The sequence below is a fragment of the Bradyrhizobium sp. 215_C5_N1_1 genome (assembly GCF_052075935.1).
Lineage (GTDB): Bacteria > Pseudomonadota > Alphaproteobacteria > Rhizobiales > Xanthobacteraceae > Bradyrhizobium > Bradyrhizobium barranii.
In genome coordinates, this window is the sequence record NZ_CP197228.1 from 1,000,539 (window position 1) to 1,022,699 (window position 22,161).

Annotated in this window: 17 protein-coding genes and 1 pseudogene; 10 read left to right on the top strand and 8 right to left on the bottom strand. The window is 65.1% G+C overall.

Translation table 11 applies throughout. The features are described 5' to 3' along the window. Positions 1-98 precede the first annotated feature (98 nt). On the top strand, positions 99-572 hold the full coding sequence (locus tag AB7G19_RS04660; RefSeq protein ID WP_063980778.1) for a secondary thiamine-phosphate synthase enzyme YjbQ: 474 nt from the start codon (positions 99-101) through the stop codon (positions 570-572). A 63-nt stretch (positions 573-635) separates the two neighbouring features. Here the strand turns inward: AB7G19_RS04660 and AB7G19_RS04665 are convergent, their stop codons facing one another. Next, positions 636-2,261 carry an MFS transporter gene (locus AB7G19_RS04665; RefSeq protein WP_175627402.1) on the bottom strand — a complete coding sequence of 542 codons (1,626 nt, stop codon included), beginning with the start codon at positions 2,259-2,261 and terminating at the stop codon, positions 636-638. Positions 2,262-2,604: 343 nt separating this feature from the next. On the opposite strand from AB7G19_RS04665, the gene AB7G19_RS04670 reads away from it, so the two are divergent. Next, the gene (locus AB7G19_RS04670; RefSeq protein ID WP_014498490.1) at positions 2,605-3,279 is read left to right on the top strand and encodes a response regulator; all 675 of its coding nucleotides are present in this window, start codon (positions 2,605-2,607) and stop codon (positions 3,277-3,279) included. Between the two features lie 12 nt (positions 3,280-3,291). Here the strand turns inward: AB7G19_RS04670 and AB7G19_RS04675 are convergent, their stop codons facing one another. The 3 genes and pseudogenes from AB7G19_RS04675 to AB7G19_RS04685 form a co-directional block, all read right to left on the bottom strand. Next, complete coding sequence (locus tag AB7G19_RS04675) at positions 3,292-3,651, bottom strand: hypothetical protein (RefSeq protein WP_028148705.1); 360 nt, start codon at positions 3,649-3,651, stop codon at positions 3,292-3,294. 94 nt (positions 3,652-3,745) lie between these two features. Further along, positions 3,746-5,173, bottom strand: a complete 1,428-nt coding sequence (locus AB7G19_RS04680; RefSeq protein WP_063980779.1) for a S8 family peptidase — start codon at positions 5,171-5,173, stop codon at positions 3,746-3,748. Positions 5,174-5,374: 201 nt separating this feature from the next. Next, positions 5,375-8,214, bottom strand: a pseudogene (locus tag AB7G19_RS04685) (ATP-binding protein). 199 nt (positions 8,215-8,413) lie between these two features. On the opposite strand from AB7G19_RS04685, the gene AB7G19_RS04690 reads away from it, so the two are divergent. The 4 genes from AB7G19_RS04690 (at position 8,414) to AB7G19_RS04705 (ending at position 11,375) form a co-directional block, all read left to right on the top strand. After that, positions 8,414-8,833, top strand: a complete 420-nt coding sequence (locus AB7G19_RS04690) for an organic hydroperoxide resistance protein (RefSeq protein WP_063980781.1) — start codon at positions 8,414-8,416, stop codon at positions 8,831-8,833. A gap of 35 nt (positions 8,834-8,868) precedes the next feature. Beyond that, positions 8,869-9,897, top strand: a complete 1,029-nt coding sequence (locus AB7G19_RS04695) for an alpha/beta fold hydrolase (protein ID WP_063980782.1) — start codon at positions 8,869-8,871, stop codon at positions 9,895-9,897. A gap of 72 nt (positions 9,898-9,969) precedes the next feature. Further along, complete coding sequence (locus AB7G19_RS04700) at positions 9,970-10,533, top strand: cytochrome P460 family protein (protein WP_063980783.1); 564 nt, start codon at positions 9,970-9,972, stop codon at positions 10,531-10,533. Positions 10,534-10,550: 17 nt separating this feature from the next. Continuing rightward, positions 10,551-11,375: an SDR family NAD(P)-dependent oxidoreductase gene (locus AB7G19_RS04705; protein WP_063986053.1), complete on the top strand. Its 825-nt coding sequence runs from the start codon at positions 10,551-10,553 to the stop codon at positions 11,373-11,375. Positions 11,376-11,382: 7 nt separating this feature from the next. On the opposite strand, the gene AB7G19_RS04710 is transcribed toward AB7G19_RS04705, so the two are convergent. The 3 genes from AB7G19_RS04710 to AB7G19_RS04720 form a co-directional block, all read right to left on the bottom strand. Further along, entirely contained in the window at positions 11,383-14,892 is a 3,510-nt protein-coding gene (locus AB7G19_RS04710) for a PAS domain-containing hybrid sensor histidine kinase/response regulator (RefSeq protein ID WP_231143825.1), read from the bottom strand. A 320-nt stretch (positions 14,893-15,212) separates the two neighbouring features. Next, on the bottom strand, positions 15,213-16,442 hold the full coding sequence (gene hemA, locus AB7G19_RS04715) for a 5-aminolevulinate synthase (RefSeq protein ID WP_028148697.1): 1,230 nt from the start codon (positions 16,440-16,442) through the stop codon (positions 15,213-15,215). Positions 16,443-16,640: 198 nt separating this feature from the next. Then, the gene (locus tag AB7G19_RS04720) at positions 16,641-17,375 is read right to left on the bottom strand and encodes a GntR family transcriptional regulator (protein WP_063980784.1); all 735 of its coding nucleotides are present in this window, start codon (positions 17,373-17,375) and stop codon (positions 16,641-16,643) included. A gap of 158 nt (positions 17,376-17,533) precedes the next feature. Between AB7G19_RS04720 and AB7G19_RS04725 the strand changes: the two genes are divergently transcribed. The 4 genes from AB7G19_RS04725 to aroQ are packed head-to-tail and all read left to right on the top strand — an operon-like array spanning position 17,534 to position 20,864. Continuing rightward, positions 17,534-18,562, top strand: coding sequence for a TRAP transporter substrate-binding protein (locus AB7G19_RS04725; RefSeq protein ID WP_063980785.1), 1,029 nt, complete (start codon positions 17,534-17,536; stop codon positions 18,560-18,562). A gap of 25 nt (positions 18,563-18,587) precedes the next feature. After that, positions 18,588-19,136, top strand: a complete 549-nt coding sequence (locus tag AB7G19_RS04730) for a TRAP transporter small permease (RefSeq protein ID WP_063986054.1) — start codon at positions 18,588-18,590, stop codon at positions 19,134-19,136. Further along, positions 19,133-20,413, top strand: a complete 1,281-nt coding sequence (locus AB7G19_RS04735) for a TRAP transporter large permease (protein ID WP_063980786.1) — start codon at positions 19,133-19,135, stop codon at positions 20,411-20,413. Before AB7G19_RS04730 ends, AB7G19_RS04735 begins: the two co-directional genes overlap by 4 nt. Positions 20,414-20,432: 19 nt before the next feature. After that, entirely contained in the window at positions 20,433-20,864 is a 432-nt protein-coding gene (gene aroQ, locus AB7G19_RS04740) for a type II 3-dehydroquinate dehydratase (protein WP_063980787.1), read from the top strand. Positions 20,865-20,973: 109 nt separating this feature from the next. Here the strand turns inward: aroQ and AB7G19_RS04745 are convergent, their stop codons facing one another. Next, a complete protein-coding gene (locus AB7G19_RS04745; RefSeq protein WP_231143827.1) occupies positions 20,974-22,035 on the bottom strand; it encodes an MBL fold metallo-hydrolase in 1,062 nt (353 codons plus the stop codon). Positions 22,036-22,161 lie beyond the last annotated feature (126 nt).

The window sequence follows — 22,161 nt, forward strand, 5'->3', positions numbered from 1 at the left end:
GAAGCGCCGTGCCCACCACCTTGACCTCGTTGCGTCGATTGGTGGGCACGCTTCGCTTTGCCCACCCTACGGTGGCATTCCGAGTTGAGAGATCTTTCATGACATCAGGCAAATCCGTCACGCGCTCGGCGCCATCGTCGGTGCAAGTCACCACCGTCGCATCGTCACTGCTGACCGTGCAGACGCCCGGCCGCGGCTTCACCGATCTCACCAGCGAAGCCGCGAAGTTCATCAATGAGGTTCAGGCGCGCGATGGCGCGCTGACGCTGTTCATCCGGCACACCTCGGCGTCGCTGACGATCCAGGAGAACGCCGATCCGTCCGTGCTCGTCGATCTCACCACGGCACTGTCGCGGCTCGCGCCTGAGAACGCCGGCTGGACCCACTACACCGAGGGACCGGACGACATGCCGGCGCACGTCAAGACCATGCTGACGCAGACCTCGCTTCAGGTCCCGGTCCTGAACGGCAAAGTCGCGCTCGGCACCTGGCAGGCGATCTACCTGATCGAGCATCGCAAGCGCCCGCACCGGCGCGAGGTCGTGCTGCAATTCATCGGTAGCAATCAGTAGGCCCCAAAACAAAACCGGCCGCGGAGACCGCGGCCGGTTCGTATTGTCGGTCGCTGCTGTCGATCAGGTCGCCTTGATGTCGACGTCCTTGGTCTCGGGCAGGAAGAAGAAGCCGATCACGACGGTAATCGATGCGAAGATGACCGGATACCAGAGACCCGCATAGATATCGCCGGTCGAGGCCACGATCGCGAACGCGGTCGCTGGCAGCAGGCCGCCGAACCAGCCGTTACCAATATGGTAGGGCAGCGACATCGAGGTGTAGCGAATGCGGGTCGGGAACAGTTCGACCAGCATCGCGGCGATCGGGCCGTACACCATGGTGACGAAGATCACCAGGATGAACAGCAGCCCGACGGTCGCGGCCACCTGCGGACGGAAGATGTCGAACGGATGCGACATCTTCACGATGCCCGCATCGCCCGGCTTCGGATAGCCGGCTGCCTGCACTGCGGCGAGCAGCGCGGGATTGCCGTCCTTGGCGTTGGCGTAGGCGATGTCCTTGCCGTTGACCACCACCTTCACGCCGGAGCCGGCCGGGCCGGAAGAGGTCGAGTACTTGACCGACGCGCCCGACAGGTAGGCGCGTGCGGTGTCGCAGGGCGCGCTGAAGACGCGGGTGCCGACCGGGTTGAACAGGTCGCCGCAACCCGCGGGATCCGCCACCACGTCGACCTTGACCGACTCGATCGCCTTTTCCAGCGCCGGGTTGGCGTTGGTGGTGATCATCTTGAAGATCGGGAAGAAGGTCAGCGCCGCGATCAGACAGCCGCCGAGGATAATCGGCTTGCGGCCGATCTTGTCGGAGAGCACGCCGAACACGATGAAGAAGCCGGTGCCGAGCAGCAGCGACCAGGCGATCAGCAGGTTGGCGGTATAGCCGTCGACCTTCAGGATCGATTGCAGGAAGAACAGCGCGTAGAACTGGCCGGTGTACCAGACCACGCCCTGGCCCATCACGCCGCCGAGCAGCGCGAGCAGAACGAGCTTGCCGTTCTGCCAGTTGCCGAAGGCTTCCGTCAGCGGCGCCTTCGAGCTCTTCCCCTCGTCCTTCATCTTCTGGAAGATCGGGGATTCGCTGAGGCGGAGCCGGATCCAGACCGAGATGCCGAGCAGCAGCACCGAGACCAGGAACGGGATGCGCCAGCCCCAGGCCGCGAAATCGGCTTCGCCGATCGCGCTGCGGGTGAACAGGATCACCAGCAGGGACAGGAACAGGCCGAGCGTGGCCGTCGTCTGAATGAACGAGGTGTAATAGCCGCGCTTGCCGTTCGGCGCGTGCTCCGCGACATAGGTCGCCGCACCGCCATATTCACCGCCGAGCGCCAGGCCCTGGGCGAGGCGCAGCGCGATCAGGATGATCGGGGCCGCGATGCCGATGGTCGCCGCATTGGGCAGCAGGCCGACGATGAAGGTCGACAGACCCATGATCAGGATGGTGACGAGGAAGGTGTATTTGCGGCCGACGATGTCGCCGACGCGCCCGAACACGATGGCGCCGAACGGACGGACAAGGAAGCCCGCGGCGAAGGCCAGCAGCGCGAAGATGTCGCGGGTTGCCGGCGGATAGGCCGAGAAGAACTGCGCGCCGATGATGCCGGCCAGCGAACCGTAGAGGTAGAAGTCGTACCACTCGAAGACGGTACCGAGCGAGGAGGCGAGAATGACGAACCGTTCGTCCTTCGTCATTCCTCCCGCGCCCGCTTGAGACACAGCCATTGTCGACATGTTGAGTCGCTCCCCGAAATGCGTTTCCTCGCGCCCCGGATACCCGGTCATGCCGGATCAACCCAGGTCTTGGCTCCAAGGTAACATCGGCGTGAAACCCGCCCCAATACGACTTTCGGCCTTGCGCACTGACGCGCACCTGACGCCGCGGACCTTTCAATCCGGCACGATCGTGCTCGACCATGGGTTAACCCCGTTCCCGCAAAGGGATAATGCCCACTTGCATGCCACGGCCGGTCGGGAAAGAATTGACCAAGGCCCCGGGCCGGCCTACTGGCCCGGTGTGAATGCCAGCAAGAGAACGATGAGCGCTCCTTCGACCCATCTTGTCATTGCCGATGACCATCCCCTGTTCCGCGACGCGTTGCGGCAAGCGGTGGCGGGCGTCCTGACCTCGGCCAGGATCGACGAGGCGGGATCGTTCGAGGATCTCACCAAGCTGCTGGAACAGACATCCGACGTCGATCTGGTCCTGCTCGACCTCTCGATGCCCGGGATCTCCGGCTTTTCCGGGCTGATCTATCTGCGCGCGCAGTACCCGGCCATCCCGGTGGTGATCGTCTCGGCCTCCGACGACAGCGCCACGATTCGCCGCTCGCTCGATTTCGGCGCCTCCGGCTTCATCCCGAAGCGATTCGGCGTCGAGACCTTGCGCGACGCGATCCTCAAGGTGATGGAGGGGGACGTCTGGGTTCCCACCGACACCGATCTATCGGCCGCCGCCGATCCCGACATGACGCGCCTGCGCGACCGCCTGGTGACGCTGACGCCGCAACAGGTCCGGGTCTTGATGATGCTGTCGGAAGGGCTGCTCAACAAGCAGATCGCCTACGAGCTCGGCGTCTCCGAAGCCACCATCAAGGCGCATGTCTCGGCGATCCTGCAAAAGCTCGGCGTCGAGAGCCGCACCCAGGCGGTAATTGCCGCGGCGAAGATCGCCGGCGGGCAGTGGAAGCAGGGCACCCCGACGGGATCGTAAACCGCGATCGGGTCAGTCGCCTTTTTCGCGCGTCGGCTTGGGCAGGATATCCGGCTGTACCGATTCCAAAATGCTCTTGACGTCGCCGTGCCTTGCAAGGGCGTCGAAGACGTCGGGTACGTCGGTCGACACCGAAAACGACTTGGCCAAGCGAAACACCTTGCCGAGCTTGATCGCATTGGCCGGCAGATCGAGGCTAGCGCTCATGTCAGTGACGATTTCCCTTGCCTTCTCCGGCAGGTCGCTCGCGGCAACGTCATCGTTCAGGAACACCTGAACTGACGAAGGCTGGCCGGGCTTGGTGGCTTGGCGCAATCGATTGACGACAGCCTTACCTTCCCATTCGGGCGAAGGCTTTGTCTTGTCGGTCATGGCCGGCTCCTGTGCGGGAATCCCTGGCGGCCTGGCCAATATAGCGCTTATTGCGGCCGGCTTTTAGCTGGCCGCAACAAGAATTGCCGTGGAGTCAGGCGGGACGGCGCTTCGAAGGGCTCTTCTTGCGCGCGGGGCGCCGCGATGCGGCAACCTTCGGCCGGCGTGCCATCTTCTTGGCGACGCTGCGCGGTGGATGCGACGACGAGCGCCCCCTCGCAGAGCGCTTTTTCGCGGGCGTGCGCCGCCGGGGCGCGACGCTCACCTGCGCGGCGGGGAGCTGCGACCCGGTCAGGAGCTCGTAGGCCCTGACGGCATCGGGCACCCCATGGTTCGCGCGGGCCTCTTCCATCGCCTCGGGGCGCGCGCAGGATCCGATGATGGCGGCTTCGAGCTGGTCCGCCGTTGCAGTCGGCCTCGCTTGCAGCAGAAGGGCTGCAAGACCCGCGACGTGGGGCGTCGCCATCGACGTCCCATTCATGGTCTCGTACTTTTTGCCGGGAACGCAGGACGTGATCGCGACCCCCGGTGCGACGATCGCCGGGCACAATGGGCTGATCGCGCGATTGAAGCTCTGGCTGCTGGAGAAATCAGGCACGACGTCGTGCACGTCGATCGCGCCGATCGACAACACGTTCGCGTAATTGCCCGGCGAGCGGCTGGTCCGGGGGCCCTCATTGCCGGACGCAATGACCGGCAGAACGTTGGCGGCGCGCAAGGCATCGATCACACTCTGGAATGCCGGCGTGAAGCCGCGTAGTCCGAGCGACATGCTCAGGACTCGGGCGCCTTCGCCGATCACCCAGTCCATGCCGGCCAGGATGCGTTCGATCACCTGCCCGCGCTCGATCACCATCGCGCTCGCGAGCTGGGCATCCGGTGCGACGCCGAAGCGACCCTTGCTGACCGGCCGGCCGACGATCGTGCCCGCGGTGTGAGTGCCGTGTACGCCGCTGTCGCGGGCCGGTGCGTTCGGAACCTGATCTCCCGCCAGGTCGAACTCGGCAAACTTCTTGATGGCTCCGGCCAATGCCGGATGCTTGCCGTCGACGCCGGTATCGAGGTGACCAACCACCACGCCTTGGCCGGTGAAACCCGCCTGCCAAAGGCGTTCCACGTTCAAGCGCTTGATGCCCCAGGTCGGACCGACCCCGGTCTTGATTGGACGGGCTTCGACCGGTTTGATCAGGCTGATCTCCGGAGCCTTGTCGACCTTGCCCACTTGCGGATCAGCCTGGAGCGAAACGAGGCCGCTGGCATCCACGCTGCCGACTGCGAGTCCAAGGTTGGGGTAGATGCGCACGCGGCGCTCGGCCAGGCTCTCCGCTCCTCTGATTTGGCGGCCGGCGGAGCGCGTTGCCGCCGCCACGAGACTCTGTGTCTGGGCAGTGTCCGGCGCGATGAAATGATCCTGCATCGCGATCTCGGACGTGGCGGCGGCCGACGCCCTGTCCTTCATTGTGACAATCACTTTGACATAGCCAATCGCGGCCAGTGTATCCTCGAGGCTGGACCCTGCCATTGTCGTGGCTCCGGATGATTGAAATGGACGTGCTAAAGGCAATCAACTGAATAGGTTCAACATGCGATAAAATGCTCGCAGTGGTTGATGCTAGTTCATTTCCCGGGAGTTGCAACGAGAGAGGATGTCGCAGGGACACGCGGCGCGACCCTCGAACATTGAGATACCGTTTCGGCCGGCGCCTGGCCGCCGGTGCGCTTCCTAGAGAGTCTCCAACAACTTGCTGGCGATCCCGATATCCGAGGTCCGTGACCCGTCGGAGAAACCTCCGAGCGCCGATCGAAGCAACCTCTTCGCGTCCGCGCGCTGGCCGCGCCCGGCGATCAATTTCGCGAGATCGATCGCCGCTCGCAACTCCCAGGCTTTCGCATCGGTGCGGCGGCTCAGGTCAAGCGATTGCCTGAAGTGGTTCTCAGCCTCATCGGTGGCCGGCTCCGGCAGTGTCAGCGACACATTACCCTTCATGCGCAACAGCTCGGGCATGTAGAGATGATCGCCGCCTTGCTCGACGAGGCCGATCGCGTCGTCGATCAGGCGCGCACTCCGCTCGATCTGCCCGAGCGCCAACAAGCCATGCACGAGCGCGATGTTGAACGTCGTGGTGAGCAGCTCGTAGCCGGCGTCGTGGAGCTCGCGCAGACAGGCCCGTATCGTCTCGACGCCGCCAGCGGCGTCGCCGCGCCGGATCGCCAGCTCGCCTTTGACGCCGCGGCCGACCGCGAGATAAGGGCCCATCGAGCGCGTTTCGGCATGTGCGATGAAGCGGTCGAGGTTCTCTTCCGCGCCGTCGAGATCCCCGCTCCAGAGATCGATCGAGACCGCCCAGATCAGTGCGATGCAGAGCGTGATCGGATGGTCCATCTGCGCGGCCTCGGTGACCGTCTGCTGCGCCAGTTGCCGCGCATCCGCCGGCCGGCCCTGCAACCAAAGCTCGCGCGCGAGCGAGATGCCGGCCCGGTTGCGGTGATCGAAGCCGTGGACAGTGCTGATCCGCTCCGTACCCGGCCCGTGCCAGGCGGCCTCCAGCATGCTCAGGGCGTCGCGATGCTCGCCGGCCAGATGCAAGGAGACACCCAGCAGCGAATGGGCGAGGGCGATGGAGGCGGCGTCGCCGAGCGTCTCGGCGACCGTGAGGCTCTGCTGCGCATAACCGAGCGCGGCGTCGAACTGTCCCATCCGCTCGTGGAAGATGTGCATGCGGCCGAGCAGCTGGAGCTGGTTCGCCGCGTCGCCGCGAGCCTCGGCGATCGCCAGGCTCCTGCTCAGGGCGCCACGCGCAGCTTCGCTGCCGCCACGCGTGAACATCAAGGTCAATCCGAGGGCGGCCTGGATGTGCATTTCCTCAGCGCTGCCGCGCGAGGACGGATCGATCGCAAGCAGCGCCCGTTCCGACCAGCGCCGGCATTCGATCAGCAGCGACATCGCGAGAAAGATCGGAGCCGCCGCGGCGGCGAGCGCAATGCCGATGCCGACATCGCCGTCCGTGCCGAAGCACCAGTCCAGCGCGGCGCGCACGTTGTGAAGCGCGGAGAAATGGATCGCGCGTTCGTCGGCGCTCGGCACCGTCGCCCATGTCGTGCCGGCCTGCTCCAGCCATCGCCGGTAGTGGGTTGCGTGGCGGGCGGCAAGCGCGGTCTCGTTCGGCTCGATCTCGAGCAGATAGGCGCGCGTCGTGTCGAGCAGACGGTAGCGCATCATGGCGCCGACCGGTCGCGGCGCGACCATCGACTTGGCGACCAGGCTGTCGATGGCATCGAACAGGCGCGAGCGGTCGACGCGCTCGTCCGGCACGATTTCGAGCGCGGCGTCGATGGTGAAGTGACCGGCGAAGACGGCAAGCCGGCGCAGCACGAGGCGCTCGGTGTCGGACAGGAGCCCGTAGCTCCAGTCCAGCGTCGCTTGCAACGTCTTCTGCCGCGGCGGCGCGGTGCGCTGGCCCTGCCAGAGCAGATTGAGGCGTTCGTCGAGCAGTGCGGCCGTCTGCTCCAGTCCGTAGGCCTCGATCCGGCCGGCGGCGAGCTCGATCGCCAGCGCCATGCCGTCGAGCTTGCGGCAGATCCCTGCGACGATCGCGGCATTGACGTCATCGAGCGCGATCTGCGCGCCGCCGGCCATGGCACGTTCGAGGAAGAGCTGAAGCGCGGGATAGGTCTGCGCGGCAGCCGCGGTCAGCCCGGGATTGTCAGGCGGAACGGCGAGCGGCGCCAACCGGTAGACCTGCTCGCCCTCGACACGCAGGGCCTCGCGGCTCGTGGCGAGGATATGGACATGGGGTGCGGCGTGAAAGATTTCGGCTGCCAGCGGCGCCGCGGCGGCGATGACATGCTCGCAATTATCCAGGATCAGCAGCATCCGCTTGTCGCCGAGATGCGCGAGCAGTGCCGGCAGCGGATCGTCGGTCTGCGCCGGCAAGCCCAGCATCAGCAGGATCGAGGTGATCACGAGATCGGGATCGCTGAGCGCGGCGAGGTCGACGAAATGCGCGGCATCGGAGAAAGTCTCGAGCAGGTCGTGCGCGATCGCCACCGCAACGGCGGTCTTGCCGACGCCGCCCGGGCCGACGATCGTGACGAAGTGCGAGCCGATGAGCTTGTCGGAGACGGCGGCGACCGCATCGTCGCGCCCGACCATCCGTTGCAGCCGGTTCGGCAGCTTGACGGGCGGTAATTCCGTTCGCTGCGCGGGACGCCGCTCTGCCGCGATTTCCGCCTTGGAGATCGGCGCCACGAAGCAATAGCCGCGGCCAGAGAGCGTGGTGATGTAGCGGGCGCCGTCCTGCCGTCGCCGAGCGCCTTGCGCAGGGCTGCGACGTGAAAGCGCAGATTGGCTTCCTCGACGGTCAGGCCGGGCCACACCAGCGCCATCAGGTCCCATTTGCTGACGACCTCGTTCGGCCGCGACATCAGCGCGATCAGCGTGTCGAAGGCCTTCGCGCCGAGCGGCAGCGCGACGCCGTCGCGCATCACGAGCCTTTCATGCGATGTCACGGTGAATGGCCCGAACGATTGGGTTCCCGTTGCGGTGCCGGCCGGCTCGGTCATGGCGAAATGTTGTCCTTTCAAACGGACCGGATAGCCAGATGATCGCAATCGGGCAAGGCCGCACCTGCATCGGCATCAGACCGCTGATGCAGGCCTCGTGGCGGGGCTGCGCGCCGGGGCCTCACAACTTCTCACAAGTCCAAACGGGTGTCCTGCCGCGGCCGCTGCTAGTCAGTTTCCCGACGGCAAGGAGACCTTCATGACGCAGGCGGCAAAACTGCTCTACACGGCCAGCACCCACACCAGCGGCGGACGACACGACGGCATATCGCGCAGTTCCGACGGCCGCCTCGACGTCAAGCTGTCGCCGCCGGGCGGCACTGGCATCGGCACCAATCCCGAGCAATTGTTCGCGGCCGGCTGGTCGGCCTGCTTCGAAGGCGCGATGGAGATCGCGGCGCGCAAGCGCAAGATCGAGCTTCCCCGGAAATGCGCGATCGATGCGGAGATCGATCTCGTGCTCGACGAGGGCGCCTATTCGCTCAGCGCACGCCTCAACGTCAGCCTGCCGGGCCTCGATCGCGAGATCGCGCGCGGCATCGTCGATGAGGCGCACCAGACCTGCCCCTATTCCAAGGCCGTCCGCGGCAATATCGACGTCACGGTCGCGCTGATCTGACGGACATCACCAACCATCCACAAGGTAGCACCACCATGAAACAGATCATCGACCAGCACCGCCGCAAATTTTTCGGCGTCGCCGCGGGAACCGTCGCCGTCGGTTTCGGCGTGATCGACCTCGCCCGTGCCGAAACGGACGCGCCGAAGTCGTCCGCATCGAATGCGTCGTTCGGTCCGATCAAGCAGATCGACGCCGGCGTCCTCAATGTCGGCTATGCGGAAGCAGGTCCCTCGAACGGCCCCGTGGCGATCCTGCTGCACGGCTGGCCTTACGACATTCACGCGTTCGTCGATGTCGCGCCGATCCTGGCAAAGGCCGGCTATCGCGTGATCATCCCTTACTTGCGCGGTTATGGCACCACGCACTTCCTCTCCAGCGAGACGCTGCGCAACGGCGAGCCCGCCGCCATGGCCGTCGACATCATCGCGCTGATGGACAAGCTCGACATCAAGAAGGCTGTTATCGCCGGCTTCGACTGGGGCGCGCGCACCGCCGATATCATCGCTGCGTTGTGGCCGGATCGCTGCCGCGCGCTGGTGTCGGTCAGCGGCTATCTGATCTCCAGCCAGGCCGCGGGCAACGCGCCGCTGCCGCCGTCGGCCGAGCTGCAATGGTGGTACCAGTTCTATTTCGCGACCGAGCGCGGCCGCGCCGGATACGAGAAGTACACGCATGATTTCGCAAAACTGATCTGGAAGCTCGCCTCGCCGCAATGGAAGTTCGATGACACGACCTTTAACCGGAGCGCGGCGGCGCTGGACAACAAGGATCATGTCGCCATCACGATCCACAATTACCGCTGGCGGCTCGGGCTCGCCCAGGGCGAAGCCAAATACGAGGAGCTCGAGAAGAAGCTCGCCGCAGCTCCGGTGATCAGCGTCCCGACGATCACGATGGAGGGCGACGCCAACGGTGCGCCGCATCCCGACCCCAGCGCCTATGCCAAGAGGTTCTCAGGCCGGTACGACTTCCGCCTGATCACCGGCGGCATCGGCCACAATCTGCCGCAGGAAGCGCCGCAAGCCTTCGCCAAGGCCGTCATCGACGCCGACGGCGCCTGAGCGTTCATTCGATGCCTCGGTCCAGCGCGGCTGGACCGAGGCTATGCCGCGATCCCAGCATGAAGGAACGTCATGACGTCCATCAAACCCGACAAGAAAAAGCGCTCTTATGCGACGGCTATCACGCTTGCCGCGCTCCTTCTCGTCGTTCTCCTGACTTGCGTGCCCTATCTGGTCTCGATTGCCCTTGCCGAGGGGCCGACACAAGGCAACACGGCAGACGCTTCCCCGATCTTCGGCGTCACGATTCCTGCGGGTTACAAGCAGTGGGAGCTGATTGCGCCGGCCGAAGAGGCGGCACCGCTCGACGAGCTTCGCGCCGTTGTCGGCAACCAGACCGCGATCGATGCTTATCAGGCCGGAAAACTTCCGTTCCCGGATGGCACCATTCTGGTCAAGCGCGCCTGGAAACGGAAACAGTCGCCGGAATTCGCATCCGCAACGATCCCCGGCGCGGCCACCACGGTGCAGGTGATGGTCAAGGATTCCAGGAAATATGCGTCCACCGGCGGTTGGGGCTTTGGCCGTTTCATCAATGGCAAGCCGGTCGACGAGGCACAGCACCGCACCTGCTTCGGCTGTCACGACGCCCGCGCCAAGAGCCACGATTACGTTTTCACCCGGCTTGCGCCTTGAGCGGTCAGGAGCCCACCGTGTCAAAGATCTGGTTCATCAGCGGCAGCTCGCGCGGGCTCGGACGCGCCATCACGGAAGCCGCGCTTGCGGCGGGCGACCGGGTGGTTGCCACTGCCAGGAATCTCGGTCCGCTCGAACCGCTGCGGGAACGCTTTGAGGAAAGACTGCGGCTCGCAACGCTCGACGTGACTGACGAGGCGGCCGCGCAAGGGGCCATCGGCCTCGCCGTGGAGGCGTTCGGCGGCGTCGATGTGGTCGTGAACAATGCCGGCTATGGCGATCTCGGATCGGTCGAGGACACGAGCCTGGCCTCGTTCCGTCAGCAGATCGAGGTCAATCTGCTCGGCACCATCATCGTCACCAAGGCGGCGATTCCCGTGCTGCGCCGGCAGCGCCGCGGGCATATCGTGCAATTCTCATCCGTCGGCGGACGGATCGGAGCTCCCGCACGCGCGGCCTATTCGGCCGCGAAATGGGGCATCGAGGGCTTTTCGGAATCGCTGGCGCGCGAGATGGCGTTGATCGGCGTGCACGTGACGATCGTCGAACCCGGCGGCTTCCGTACGGGCTTTGCGCAGTCAGCGCATGCGACCGGCGAAGGGCGTGCGGAGTACGATGCCGTCGTTGGCGCGGCCGTCAGGATGCAGCGCGATTATGATGGCCGCCAGCCGGGCGATCCGGCGAAAGCCGCCGCCGCCGTGCTGGAGCTGGTCGACATGGACAGCCCACCGCTGCGGATCGCGCTCGGCAGCGACGCCGTGAACGCCATCGCTGCGACGGACCGGCAACGGCTCGACGAGCTCGAGAGGTGGCGCGCGCTCAGCGTCTCGACCGACTACTGACCGCGTCTTACTCCGCCGCCACCATCTGCTGCGTGCGCCACTGTCCCAGCAGGGCGCGGAGCGAGGCCGGCTTCACCGGCTTGTTGAGCACCGCGACATTTTCCTCGCGCGCGGCGACCTGCACTGCGGGGCTGCGGTCGGCGGTGATCAGGATCGCAGGGATGCCGTCGCCGAAGCGGCGGCGGATGTCGCGGATGGCGGCAATGCCGTTGCCGCGGTCGAGGTGATAATCGACCAGCAGGCCGGTGACGCGGCGTCCCGCGCCTTCGATCGCGGCGATCGCGCCCTCGGGGTCGGCGACCGCGATGACCTCGGCGTCCCAGGCCTTGAGCAGCGTGCGCATGCCGTCGAGGATCGCTGCGTCGTTCTCGATGCAGACGATGAGGGCGCCCGAGATCGGCCTCCGCGCCAGCGGCGTCGCGCTGGTGACGGCAGCGGTGTGGGTGATCGCCTTGGCTGTCGGCACCGTCACGGAGAAGACCGAGCCGCCGCTCTTGTTGCCGTCGATGGCGATGCCGTGCTTGAGCACGCGTGCAAGACGCTCGACGATCGAGAGGCCGAGTCCAAGGCCGCGGGCGATCCGCGCGCCCTGTTCGAGGCGGTGGAATTCCTTGAAGATCTCGCCGCGCTTGACCGGCGGGATGCCGACGCCGGTGTCGTAGACGCAGATTTTCAGCGAAGGGCCCTGGCGGCGGCAGCCGACCAGCACGCGTCCGCGCGGGGTGTATTTGATCGCGTTGGAGATCAGGTTCTGGAGCAGGCGCCGCAGCAACAGCCGATCGGACTCGACCGGCAGCGAGCAGGGCACGAAGGCGAGCTCGAGGTTCTTGGCGCGTGCGATCGGCGCAAACTCGATCTCCAGCGAGCGCATCAAATCGGCCATCTTGAAGCTCGAGATCGAGGTCGTCATCGCGCCGGCGTCCAGCCGCGATATGTCGAGCAGTGCGCCGAGGATCTCCTCGATCGCCTGGAGCGATTCGTCGATGTTCTCGACCAGCCGCGTCTCCTCGCCGTTGTGCTGGCGCTCGACCAGGCTGGTGACATAGAGCCGCGCCGCGTTCAGCGGCTGGAGGATGTCGTGGCTGGCTGCCGCCAGGAAGCGCGTCTTGGAGATGCTGGCGTCCTCGGCCGCGCTCTTGGCCAGCGCCAGCTCGGAATTCAGCCGGGTCAGCTCCTCGGTGCGGTCGCGCACCCGCTTTTCGAGCGTCGCGTTGGCGCGCTCCAGCGCTTCGGCGGCCTCGAACGTGGGGGTGACATCGGTGAAGGTGATGACGAAGCCGCCGCCGGGCATGCGGTTGGTCAAGATCTCGATCACCATGTGGCGGTCGGGCAGGCGCTCGAGATAAGGCTCGCTGTCGGTGGTGTAAGCCGCGAGCCGCCGCTCCAGCATGGCTTCGCGCTCGACCGGATTGTCCGGCTCGCTCACACCCATGAATTCCAGGATTTCACGCAATGGCGTGCCGAACTGGATGAAATGCGGCGGCACGTTCAGGAGATCGCCGAACTGCCGGTTGGAGCAGATCAGCTGCAGATCGGCGTCGAACACGGCGATGCCCTGGCGGACATGGTTGAGCGCGGTCTGGAGGATCTCGCGATTGAAATGCAGCGCCGCGTGGGAATCGTCGAGCAGTTTCAGCGCCGCTTTCGCCGAGACCGTCCGCTTGCGCAGCAGCAGCGACATCACGAGCCGCGAGGAGGCCGCGCCGATCGAAGAGGCGATCAGGTGCTCGGCGTGCTGCAGCAGCTCGAAATCGGCGGGCGCACCGGATTCCAGGCGCACATTGCGCCGCACCGAAAATGCCTCGAAGGAGTGCCGGGCGCGGTCGGGCCCGAGATATTGCGCGACCGTGGTCTGGATGTCCTGCACCGTGACGGTGGTGCGCCAGCGGCGGAAGTTCGGGGAGATCGGCGCGAGCGTGTTGGGTACGAACAGATCGGCTTGCACCAGCTCGATCGAGGACGGCCGCCGCGCCAGCGACAGCAGCACATAGGTCAGGATGTTGAGCGACAGCGACCAGATTACGCCGTGCATCAGCGGCGGCAGGTCGGCGCCGAACAGCGCCTGCGGCCGCAGTGCCTCGATGCCGAACGGGCCGTGCTGGAGCAGCAGGATGCCCGCCGTCGAGGAATCCATGAAGCTCGGGATGAACAGGGTGTAGAGCCACACCGCGAAGCCGACCAGCATGCCGCCGATGGCGCCGCGCGCGGTGGCGCGCCGCCACAACAGCCCGCCGAAGAAGCTCGGCGCGAGCTGGGCGATGGCGGCAAAGGAGAGCAGGCCGATCGCCGCAAGCTGGGTGTTGCCGAGCGCGCGGTAGTAGAAATAGGCCATCACCATGATGGCGAAGATCGCAAGCCGGCGCGAGCGCAGCAGGAAGTCGCTGAAATCGGCGCCGCCGGTGCGCCCCTCCGGCCGCCGCTGCAGCACCAGGGGCACCACGAGGTCGTTCGAGACCATGATGGAGAGCGCGACGCATTCGACGATCACCATCGCGGTCGCCGCCGACAGCCCCCCGACGAAGACGGCGACGCTGAGAAGTCCCGCGCCGCCCTCCATCGGCAGCGCCAGCACATACATGTCCGGTTCGACCGCGCCGAACGGAAAGGTGACGAGGCCGGCGAGCGCGATCGGGATCACGAACAAATTGATGGCGACGAGATAGAACGGGAACAGCCAGCGCGCGCGGCTGACCTCGGCATCCGAGGAGTTTTCGACCACGCTGACGTGGAACTGGCGGGGCAGCAGCATGATCGCGCAGAGCGACAGCAGCGTCATGGTGAGGAAGTTGCCGATCGACGGCGAATAGTTGATGGCGCGCACCGCCTCCGGCGTCCTCATCGCGCGCTCGATCAATTCGTGTGGCGAGAACATCCAGAAGGTGACGAAGATGCCGGCGGCGAGGAAGGCGATCAGCTTGATGATGGATTCGGTTGCGACCGCCAGCATCAGGCCGTGCTGATGCTCGGTGGCGTCGGTCTGCCGCGTGCCGAACAGCACGGCGAAGGCGGCCATCGCCAGCGTCACCATCAGCGCCATGTCGCCGAGGATCGGGATGTGGGAGAACGCCTGGTCCTCGCTCAGGATCGTTTCGAGCGAGGAGGCGACCGCCTTGAGCTGGAGCGCGATGTAGGGCACCGAGCCGATGATCGCGATCAGCGCCACCGTTGCCGCCACCGCCTGGCTCTTGCCGTAGCGCGCGCCGATGAAGTCGGCGATCGAGGTGATGTTGTGCGCCTTCGCGAGCTGGATCACGCGGCGCAGGACGCCCGCGCCGAGCCCGATCATCAGGATCGGGCCGACATAGATGGCGAGGAAGTCGGTCGAGGCGCGGGTGGCGAAGCCGACCGAGCCGAAGAAGGTCCAGGAGGTGCAATAGATCGCGAGCGACAGCGGATAGATCAGCCCGGACGCGCGGCCGCGCCCGGCCGGCGAGCGGCGGTCGCCGTGGCTCGCCACCAGGAACAGGAAGCCGATATAGCCGAAGGCGGCAGCGATCACGCCCCAGTCGTGCAGCATGGCGAGCGCGCTTCTCCCTGGGCGCGAGGGCGCCCGTACTCATTTTCCCTGCAAATCTAGCGCGTTGGGCGGGCGCAAGCGACAGCGAAATGCCCTACCGGGGCGGGAATTGGGGTTGTCGTTAAGGTGCGGGCGAACGCGGATCCCGCTTACCCTCCCCTGGAGGGGGAGGGTCGATCGCGCGCAGCGCGAGCGGGGTGGGGTGATCTTTCCACACGAGCAGCGTCAGAGGTGGAGAGACTGTCACCCCACCCCGTCTCCCATTTCGCTGCGCTCAATGTGAGCCGACCCTCCCCCTCCAGGGGAGGGTGGAGAAACGCCTACTCCGCCGCCAGCGACTTTTGCTTGAGCGGCAGACCGAGGCGGTCCCACACCTGCAGGAGCGCTTCGGCGAGCTGATCGATCAAGCCGTCGTCGTGATAGGGCGAGGGCGTGATGCGCAGGCGTTCGGTGCCCTTGGCCACCGTCGGATAGTTGATCGGCTGAATGTAGATGCCGTGCTGTTCCAGCAGCAGGTCGGATGCCTGTTTGCACTTCTCGGCATCGCCGATGAACAGCGGCACGATATGGGTGTCGCTCGACATCACAGGCAGGCCGGCGGCGTTGAGGATCGCCTTGACGCGGGCGGCGCGGTCCTGGTGGCGCTCGCGCTCCCAGTTCGAGGTCTTCAGATGCTTGATCGCGGCGGTCGCGGCCGAGCAGATCGCCGGCGGCAGCGCGGTGGTGAAGATGAAGCCCGGCGCGTAGGAGCGCACGGCGTCGATGATCTGGCCGTTGGCGGCGATATAGCCGCCGAGGCAGCCGAACGCCTTGGCCAGCGTACCTTCGAGAATGTCGATGCGATGCATGACGCCGTCACGCTCGGCGATGCCGCCGCCGCGCGGGCCGTACATGCCGACGGCATGGACCTCGTCGACATAGGTCATCGCGCCATATTTCTCGGCGAGATCGCAGATCTTGGCGAGCGGGGCGACGTCGCCGTCCATCGAATAGAGGCTTTCGCAGGCGATCAGCTTCGGCCGGTTCGGACCTGCGGCCTTCAACTTCTCTTCGAGGTCGGCGAGGTCGTTGTGGCGGAACACGACGCGCTCGCAGCCGGACTGGCGGATGCCCTCGATCATCGAATTGTGGTTGAGCTCGTCCGACAGGATCAGGCAGTTCGGAATGAGCTTCGCGATGGTCGCGATGCCGGTCTGGTTCGAGACATAGCCCGAGGTGAACAGCAGCGACGCTTCCTTGCCGTGGAGATCGGCGAGCTCGGCCTCGAGCTGCACCAGCGGATGATGGGTGCCGGCGATGTTGCGGGTGCCGCCTGCGCCGGTGCCGACGCGGGTCGCGGTTTCGACCATGGCGCCGACCACCTTCGGGTGCTGGCCCATGCCGAGATAATCGTTGGAGCACCAGATCACGACGTCGCGTTTGCCCTTCGGCGAGTGCCAGAGCGCATGCGGGAACCGGCCGGCGATGCGTTCGAGATCGGCGAACACGCGGTAGCGCCGCTCGGTGTGGAGACGATCGAGGGCGGTATTGAAGAACTGGGCGTAATCCATCGGCAAAACCTAAGACGGAACTGACCAAAAAGGGCGCATCTTCTTAGAGCTTTTCCAGCTCTAGAGTCTATGCGCTATCCCACATTTGGGCATGGGGAGCATTTGGGCAAAATGCCCTATCGTGCGATTTGAAACTTGATCCCGATCAAGTTCGCGCGAGAGGCAATGTTGCTTTGCACCATTGGCGGCGGTGCGGGTCTACCCGGCCTTGGCCTTCCTGCGCGGCTCGCTCCGCGCGTCCTTGACGGCGGCCACCGGCTTTAACCAATCCGAATTGCGCAAGGCATGCGCCACACAATCATGGATGTGGGTGTGCAGCACCTTGTTCGCGCCCTTGGCGTCGCGCTTCAGCGCCAGCTCTTTCAGCTCGCGATGCTCGGAAGCCGCCATCTCGCCGCGGAACACCACGGCGATCATCTGGTAGCGCAGATAGCGGTCATAGACCGCGGCATGCGCATCGAGCAGCACCTTCGAGCCGCAGGCCGCGACGAGCGCGCGATGAAACTGGAAATCGCACTGTTTCCAGCTCTCCGCATCGGATCGCTCGCCTGACAGTAGCAACCGCTCCATCGCCGCGAGCTTGTGATGCGCCGAGACGATGTGCGCTTCCCAGTCGAGATCGCCGGCCGCGAACGACTTCTCGATCATGTGGCTCTCGAGCAGCTCGCGCAGCTCCGCGATCTCCTGGAATTCGGTCGCCGAGATCGGCGCGACCTCGAAGCCGCGCTGGCCTTCGGCGACGACAAAACCTTCCGAGCACAGCCGGTTCAGCGTCTCGCGCAGCGTCGAGATGCTGGTGCCATAGGCGCCGCTCATCCGCTCGAGCTTCAGCTTCTGCCCCGGCGTCAGCTTGCCGAAGATCAGGTCGGTGCGGATGCGGCGATAGGCGCTGTCGCCCACCGTCTCGGCGGTCGTGTCGGGAAGGGTGTCCATGCCTCATCCTAGCGCTTTGGACTTGCGTTTTGCCAAATTTCGTAACTTTATCAAGCGTTTCTTGTAACATCATATAAAATCAAAAATATAGGTTGATTTATAATTCGTCATATAAGACGTTCCCGCCCCTAAGAACGAGATCAACAGGGGAGGGGGCGATGCCCGTTCGGTTCAAAGGTCTGGCTTTGGTGGCGGCGATCGGCGCGGTCGCCTTGGGCACGATGGGGCCGGCCTCGGCGCAGGCCATTCAGGAGCGCACCATCCGCTGGGGGCACCTCAACAACACCGACCATCCCGTCAGCAAAGGCGTGCAGAAATTCGCCGAGATCGTCGCGGCCAAGAGCGGCGGCAAGCTCAGGGTGCGCGAATATCCGGCCAACCAGCTGGGGAGCGAGATGCAGCAGCAATCGGCGCTGCGCGCCGGCACCCAGGAGATGCAGTCGCCGGCGACGACGTCGCTGGTCGGCATCGTCAAGGATTACGGCCTGATCGATTTCCCCTTCATCGTCTCGACGCCGCAGCAGGCCGACGCCCTGCTCGATGGTCCGCTCGGCGCGGCGCTGCTGGCAAAGCTGCCCGAGAAGGGGCTGGTTGGTCTCGCTTATTGGGATCTCGGCTTCCGCAACGTCACCAACAGCAAGCGTGCCATCACCAAGGGCGAGGACCTCGGCGGCATCAAGATCCGTGTGATCCCGAACCCGGTCTATCTGGAGACCTTCAAGGCCTTCAACGCCAACCCGGTGCCGATGAGTTTCTCGGAGCTCTACAGCGCGCTGGAGACGGGCACCGTCGACGGCCAGGAGAACCCGTTCTCCGTGATCCTGTCGAACAAGTTCTTCGAGGTGCAGAAATATCTCAGCGTCACCAATCATACCTATTCGACCAATATCATCCTGATCAGCAAGAAATTCTGGGACGGTCTTTCGCCCGACGAGCAGAAGATTTTGCAGGACGCGGCGATCGAGGCACGCGACTACCAGCGCAAGGTCAGCCGCGAGCAGGCCGCTGCCGCGATCGACGAGCTCAAGGCCAAGGGCATGGCCGTCAACGAGATCGCACCCGCCGAGCTCGATCGCATGCGCGAGAAGACCAAGCCGATCGCGGAAAAATTCTCGGCCGACTACGACCCCGCCATCGTCAAGCTGTTCAACAGTGAACTCGACCGCGTGCACGCGCTGAAGCCGTAAGCCGACGCGCAGCAGGACGGACATGATGAAAACGATGGTCGACGCCTATTTCTGGCTGCTCCGCGCGGTGATCGCGGTGCTGCTCGCCGCCATGGTGGTGCTGGTGTTCGGCAACGTCGTGCTGCGCTACGGCTTCAATTCCGGGATTGCGATCTCGGAAGAGCTGTCGCGCTGGCTGTTCGTGTGGATGGTGTTTCTGGGTGCGATCATCGGCCTGAAGGAGCATGCCCATCTCGGCGTCGATAGCCTCGTCAAGGTGCTGTCGCCGTTCGGCCGCAAGGTCTGCTACGGCCTCAGCCACGCGCTGATGCTCTATGCCTCCGTGCTGCTGACGGAGGGCTCCTGGAAGCAGACGGTGCTGAACTGGGATACGGTGGCGCCCGCCTCGGGGCTCTCGGTCGGCCTGTTCTACGCTGCCGGGATCGTGTTCGGCGCCTCCTCCTGCGTGATCATCGTGCACGAGCTCTATCGGCTCGTGACCGGGCAGGTCGCCGATGCCGATCTGATCGCCATCAGCGAGTCCGAGGAGCTCCCGCATTCTCCTGGCGCCGCGAGCGGAAAGCAGCAGGCATGACTGTCGCCGTCTTCACCTTCTCGCTGCTCGGCGCCATGGCGATCGGGATGCCGATTGCGTTTGCGCTGATCATCTGTGGCATCGCGCTGATGACCTATCTGGCGATGTTCGATTCCCAGATCATCGCGCAGAACGTTATCAACGGCGTCGATTCCTTCCCGCTGATGGCGGTGCCGTTCTTCATCCTCGCCGGCGAAGTCATGAACACCGGCGGGCTGGCGCGCCGCATCCTCAACTTCGCGATCGCGCTGGTCGGCCATTTCCGCGGCGGGCTCGGCTATGTCGCGATCCTGACGTCATGCATTCTGGCCTCACTCTCGGGCTCGGCGGTCGCGGACGCCGCGGCGCTCGGTGCGCTCCTGGTGCCGATGATGGCCGCCGCCGGCCACAATCGCGCCAGTGCGGCTGGCCTCGTCGCTGCCGGCGGGATCATCGCGCCCGTCATTCCTCCGTCGATCGGTTTCGTCATTTTCGGCGTCGCCGCCAATGTCTCGATCTCGAAGCTGTTTCTGGCCGGCATCGTGCCGGGCCTGCTGCTCGGCGTCGGCCTGTGCTTTGCCTGGTGGTGGGTGGTGCGCAAGGAGAATCCGGCGCGCCTGCCGCGCAAGAGTTTCACTGAGATCTGGCGCGCGCTGATCGACGGCTTCTGGGCCCTGATGCTGCCGATGATCATCATTTTCGGCCTGCGCTTCGGCATCTTCACGCCGACGGAAGCGGCCGTCGTCGTCGCCGTCTACTCGCTGGTGGTGGCGATGGGCGTCTATCGCGAGCTCAGGCCGGCACAATTGCCGGCGCTGCTGGTCTCGACCGCGCAGACCACGGCTGTCGTGATGTTCCTCGTCGCCGCGGCGCTGGTATCGTCCTGGCTGATCACGGTTGCCGAGATCTCCGACCAGATCGTGGCGCTCGTGCAACCGTTCGCGGGCAACAAGACCCTCCTCACCTTCGTTCTGATGATCATCGTCGTCATCGTCGGCACCGCGCTGGACATGACGCCGACGATCCTGATCCTGACGCCGATCCTGATGCCGATCGTCAAGCAGGCCGGCATCGACCCCGTCTATTTCGGCGTGCTCTTCATCATCAACAACGCGATCGGCCTGATCACGCCGCCGGTCGGCGTCGTGCTCAACGTCGTCTGTGGCGTTGCCCGCGTCTCGATGGATGATCTGATCCGGGGCGTCTGGCCCTTCATGATCGCGCAGCTCGTCGTGCTAGCCTTGCTGACGCTGTTTCCCGTTCTCGTCACCGGCCCGGCCAAATGGTTCGGTGGCTAACTTCTAGAAGGACCTGTCCATGAAGCGCGTGATGATCCTCAACGGTCCCAACCTCAACATGCTCGGCATCCGCGAGCCGCACATCTACGGCACGACCACGCTCGACCAGGTCAACGCAAGCTGCGAGGAAGCGGCTGCCAAGCTCGGGCTCAAGCTCGCCTTCCACCAGTCCAACCATGAAGGCGTGCTGGTCGATCTGATCCAGTCGGCGCGGCAGGATGCCGATGCGATCGTCATCAATCCGGCCGGTCTTTCCTTCACCTCGGTCTCGATCATGGACGCGATCAAGACATTCGAAGGCCCGGTGCTGGAGGTCCACATCTCCAACATCCATGCCCGCGACGAATATCACCGGCATTCGAAGATCTCGTTCGTGGCAACCGGTGTGATCTGCGGGCTCGGCCCGTTCGGCTACGTCGCGGCGATGCACGCGATCGCAAATATGAAGTGAGCCGCTTCCACAAACTCGTCATGCCCGGGCTTGTCCCGGGCATCCGCGAACTCGTTTCTTCTCGAAAGAACGTGGATGGCCGGGACAAGCCCGGCCATGACGCCGTGGCTCACGTCGTCCGGAACTGGAGCACGCCGTCTTTCGTCTCCGCCGTCAGCCGGCCCTCGACGATCATGTAATTGACGTGCGCAACGAGTTCGCCGGCGGCAAAGCCCATCTGGTGCTCGTCAAGCACGTGCTTGTTGAACACGACAGGCACCAGGGCGCGCGAGGTCTGCGGCACCTCGCTGCAGGCTTCCGCGATCAGGCGGCAGCGCTCCTCGTGGTGATCGGCGAGCTGCTTGATGCGGGTCTTCAGACCATAGAACGGCACGCCGTGGCCGGGCAGCACCAGCAGATCGTAGGGCAGGGTGGTGGTGAGGCTCGCGAGCGAGGCCAGATATTCGCCGAGCGAGTTCTGGTCGGGCTCGACCGCCCAGACGCTGACATTGGGCGAGATCTTGCTCAGCACCTGGTCGGCGGAGAGGAACAGCTTGTCGTCGGCGCAATACAGCATCGCCTGGTCGAGCGCGTGCCCGCCGCCGGTGATCACCTTGAAGCGGCGCGTGCCGATCACGACCTCGTCGCCATGCGAGATGCGGCGGTAGGACGGCGGCAGCACCGAGACGCGCTTGAGATAATCCTGGCCGCGGCCGAGCAGCTTTTCGGTGAGCGACTCGTCCATGCCGTGGCGGCGGAAGAACAGCCGCTGGGCTTCGCGCCGCTCCTCGGTGCCGCGGTTCTGGTGGTAGACCGATTGCAGATATTCGACCTGCGTCATCACCAGCGGGCAGTTGAACCGCTCGACGATCCAGCCCGCGAGGCCGACGTGATCGGGGTGCGAATGCGTGACGATCAGGCGCGTGATGTTGACGCCCTTCAGCGGCCCCTCGAACAGTCTGGTCCAGGCCTCGATCGTCTCCTCGTTGCCGAAGCCGGCATCGATCATGGCATAGCCGTCGCCGTCGGCGAGCAGGTAGATGTTCACGTGGTTGAGGCGGAACGGCAGTTTCAGCCGCGCCCACAACACGCCGGGACGCACCTCGACGATCTCTTCGGGGCCGGGATGCTGTTCCCAGGGATAGCGCAGGGCCTCGGCCGAGGACTGCACGGTGTCGGTTTTCGGGTTCATGCTACCGGCTTAAACCCGCCGGGCGCGGGGCGCCAGCCGAAAAAGGCCGGGCCGTGGTCTCCGCATGGCGGTCATACCAGCAGTTTTCCGTAACCCGGATTACGCCGCGCGCCATCCGGGCTACGG

Excerpts from the sequence above, each read along its gene's own strand:
- AB7G19_RS04660 (WP_063980778.1), top strand. The coding sequence starts at position 99 with ATGACATCAGGCAAATCCGTCACGCGCTCGGCGCCATCGTCGGTGCAA.
- AB7G19_RS04665 (WP_175627402.1), bottom strand. The coding sequence starts at position 2,261 with ATGACGAAGGACGAACGGTTCGTCATTCTCGCCTCCTCGCTCGGTACC.
- AB7G19_RS04670 (WP_014498490.1), top strand. The coding sequence starts at position 2,605 with ATGAGCGCTCCTTCGACCCATCTTGTCATTGCCGATGACCATCCCCTG.
- AB7G19_RS04675 (WP_028148705.1), bottom strand. The coding sequence starts at position 3,651 with ATGACCGACAAGACAAAGCCTTCGCCCGAATGGGAAGGTAAGGCTGTC.
- AB7G19_RS04680 (WP_063980779.1), bottom strand. The coding sequence starts at position 5,173 with ATGGCAGGGTCCAGCCTCGAGGATACACTGGCCGCGATTGGCTATGTC.
- AB7G19_RS04690 (WP_063980781.1), top strand. The coding sequence starts at position 8,414 with ATGACGCAGGCGGCAAAACTGCTCTACACGGCCAGCACCCACACCAGC.
- AB7G19_RS04695 (WP_063980782.1), top strand. The coding sequence starts at position 8,869 with ATGAAACAGATCATCGACCAGCACCGCCGCAAATTTTTCGGCGTCGCC.
- AB7G19_RS04700 (WP_063980783.1), top strand. The coding sequence starts at position 9,970 with ATGACGTCCATCAAACCCGACAAGAAAAAGCGCTCTTATGCGACGGCT.
- AB7G19_RS04710 (WP_231143825.1), bottom strand. The coding sequence starts at position 14,892 with ATGCTGCACGACTGGGGCGTGATCGCTGCCGCCTTCGGCTATATCGGC.
- hemA (WP_028148697.1), bottom strand. The coding sequence starts at position 16,442 with ATGGATTACGCCCAGTTCTTCAATACCGCCCTCGATCGTCTCCACACC.
- AB7G19_RS04720 (WP_063980784.1), bottom strand. The coding sequence starts at position 17,375 with ATGGACACCCTTCCCGACACGACCGCCGAGACGGTGGGCGACAGCGCC.
- AB7G19_RS04725 (WP_063980785.1), top strand. The coding sequence starts at position 17,534 with ATGCCCGTTCGGTTCAAAGGTCTGGCTTTGGTGGCGGCGATCGGCGCG.
- AB7G19_RS04730 (WP_063986054.1), top strand. The coding sequence starts at position 18,588 with ATGAAAACGATGGTCGACGCCTATTTCTGGCTGCTCCGCGCGGTGATC.
- AB7G19_RS04735 (WP_063980786.1), top strand. The coding sequence starts at position 19,133 with ATGACTGTCGCCGTCTTCACCTTCTCGCTGCTCGGCGCCATGGCGATC.
- aroQ (WP_063980787.1), top strand. The coding sequence starts at position 20,433 with ATGAAGCGCGTGATGATCCTCAACGGTCCCAACCTCAACATGCTCGGC.
- AB7G19_RS04745 (WP_231143827.1), bottom strand. The coding sequence starts at position 22,035 with ATGAACCCGAAAACCGACACCGTGCAGTCCTCGGCCGAGGCCCTGCGC.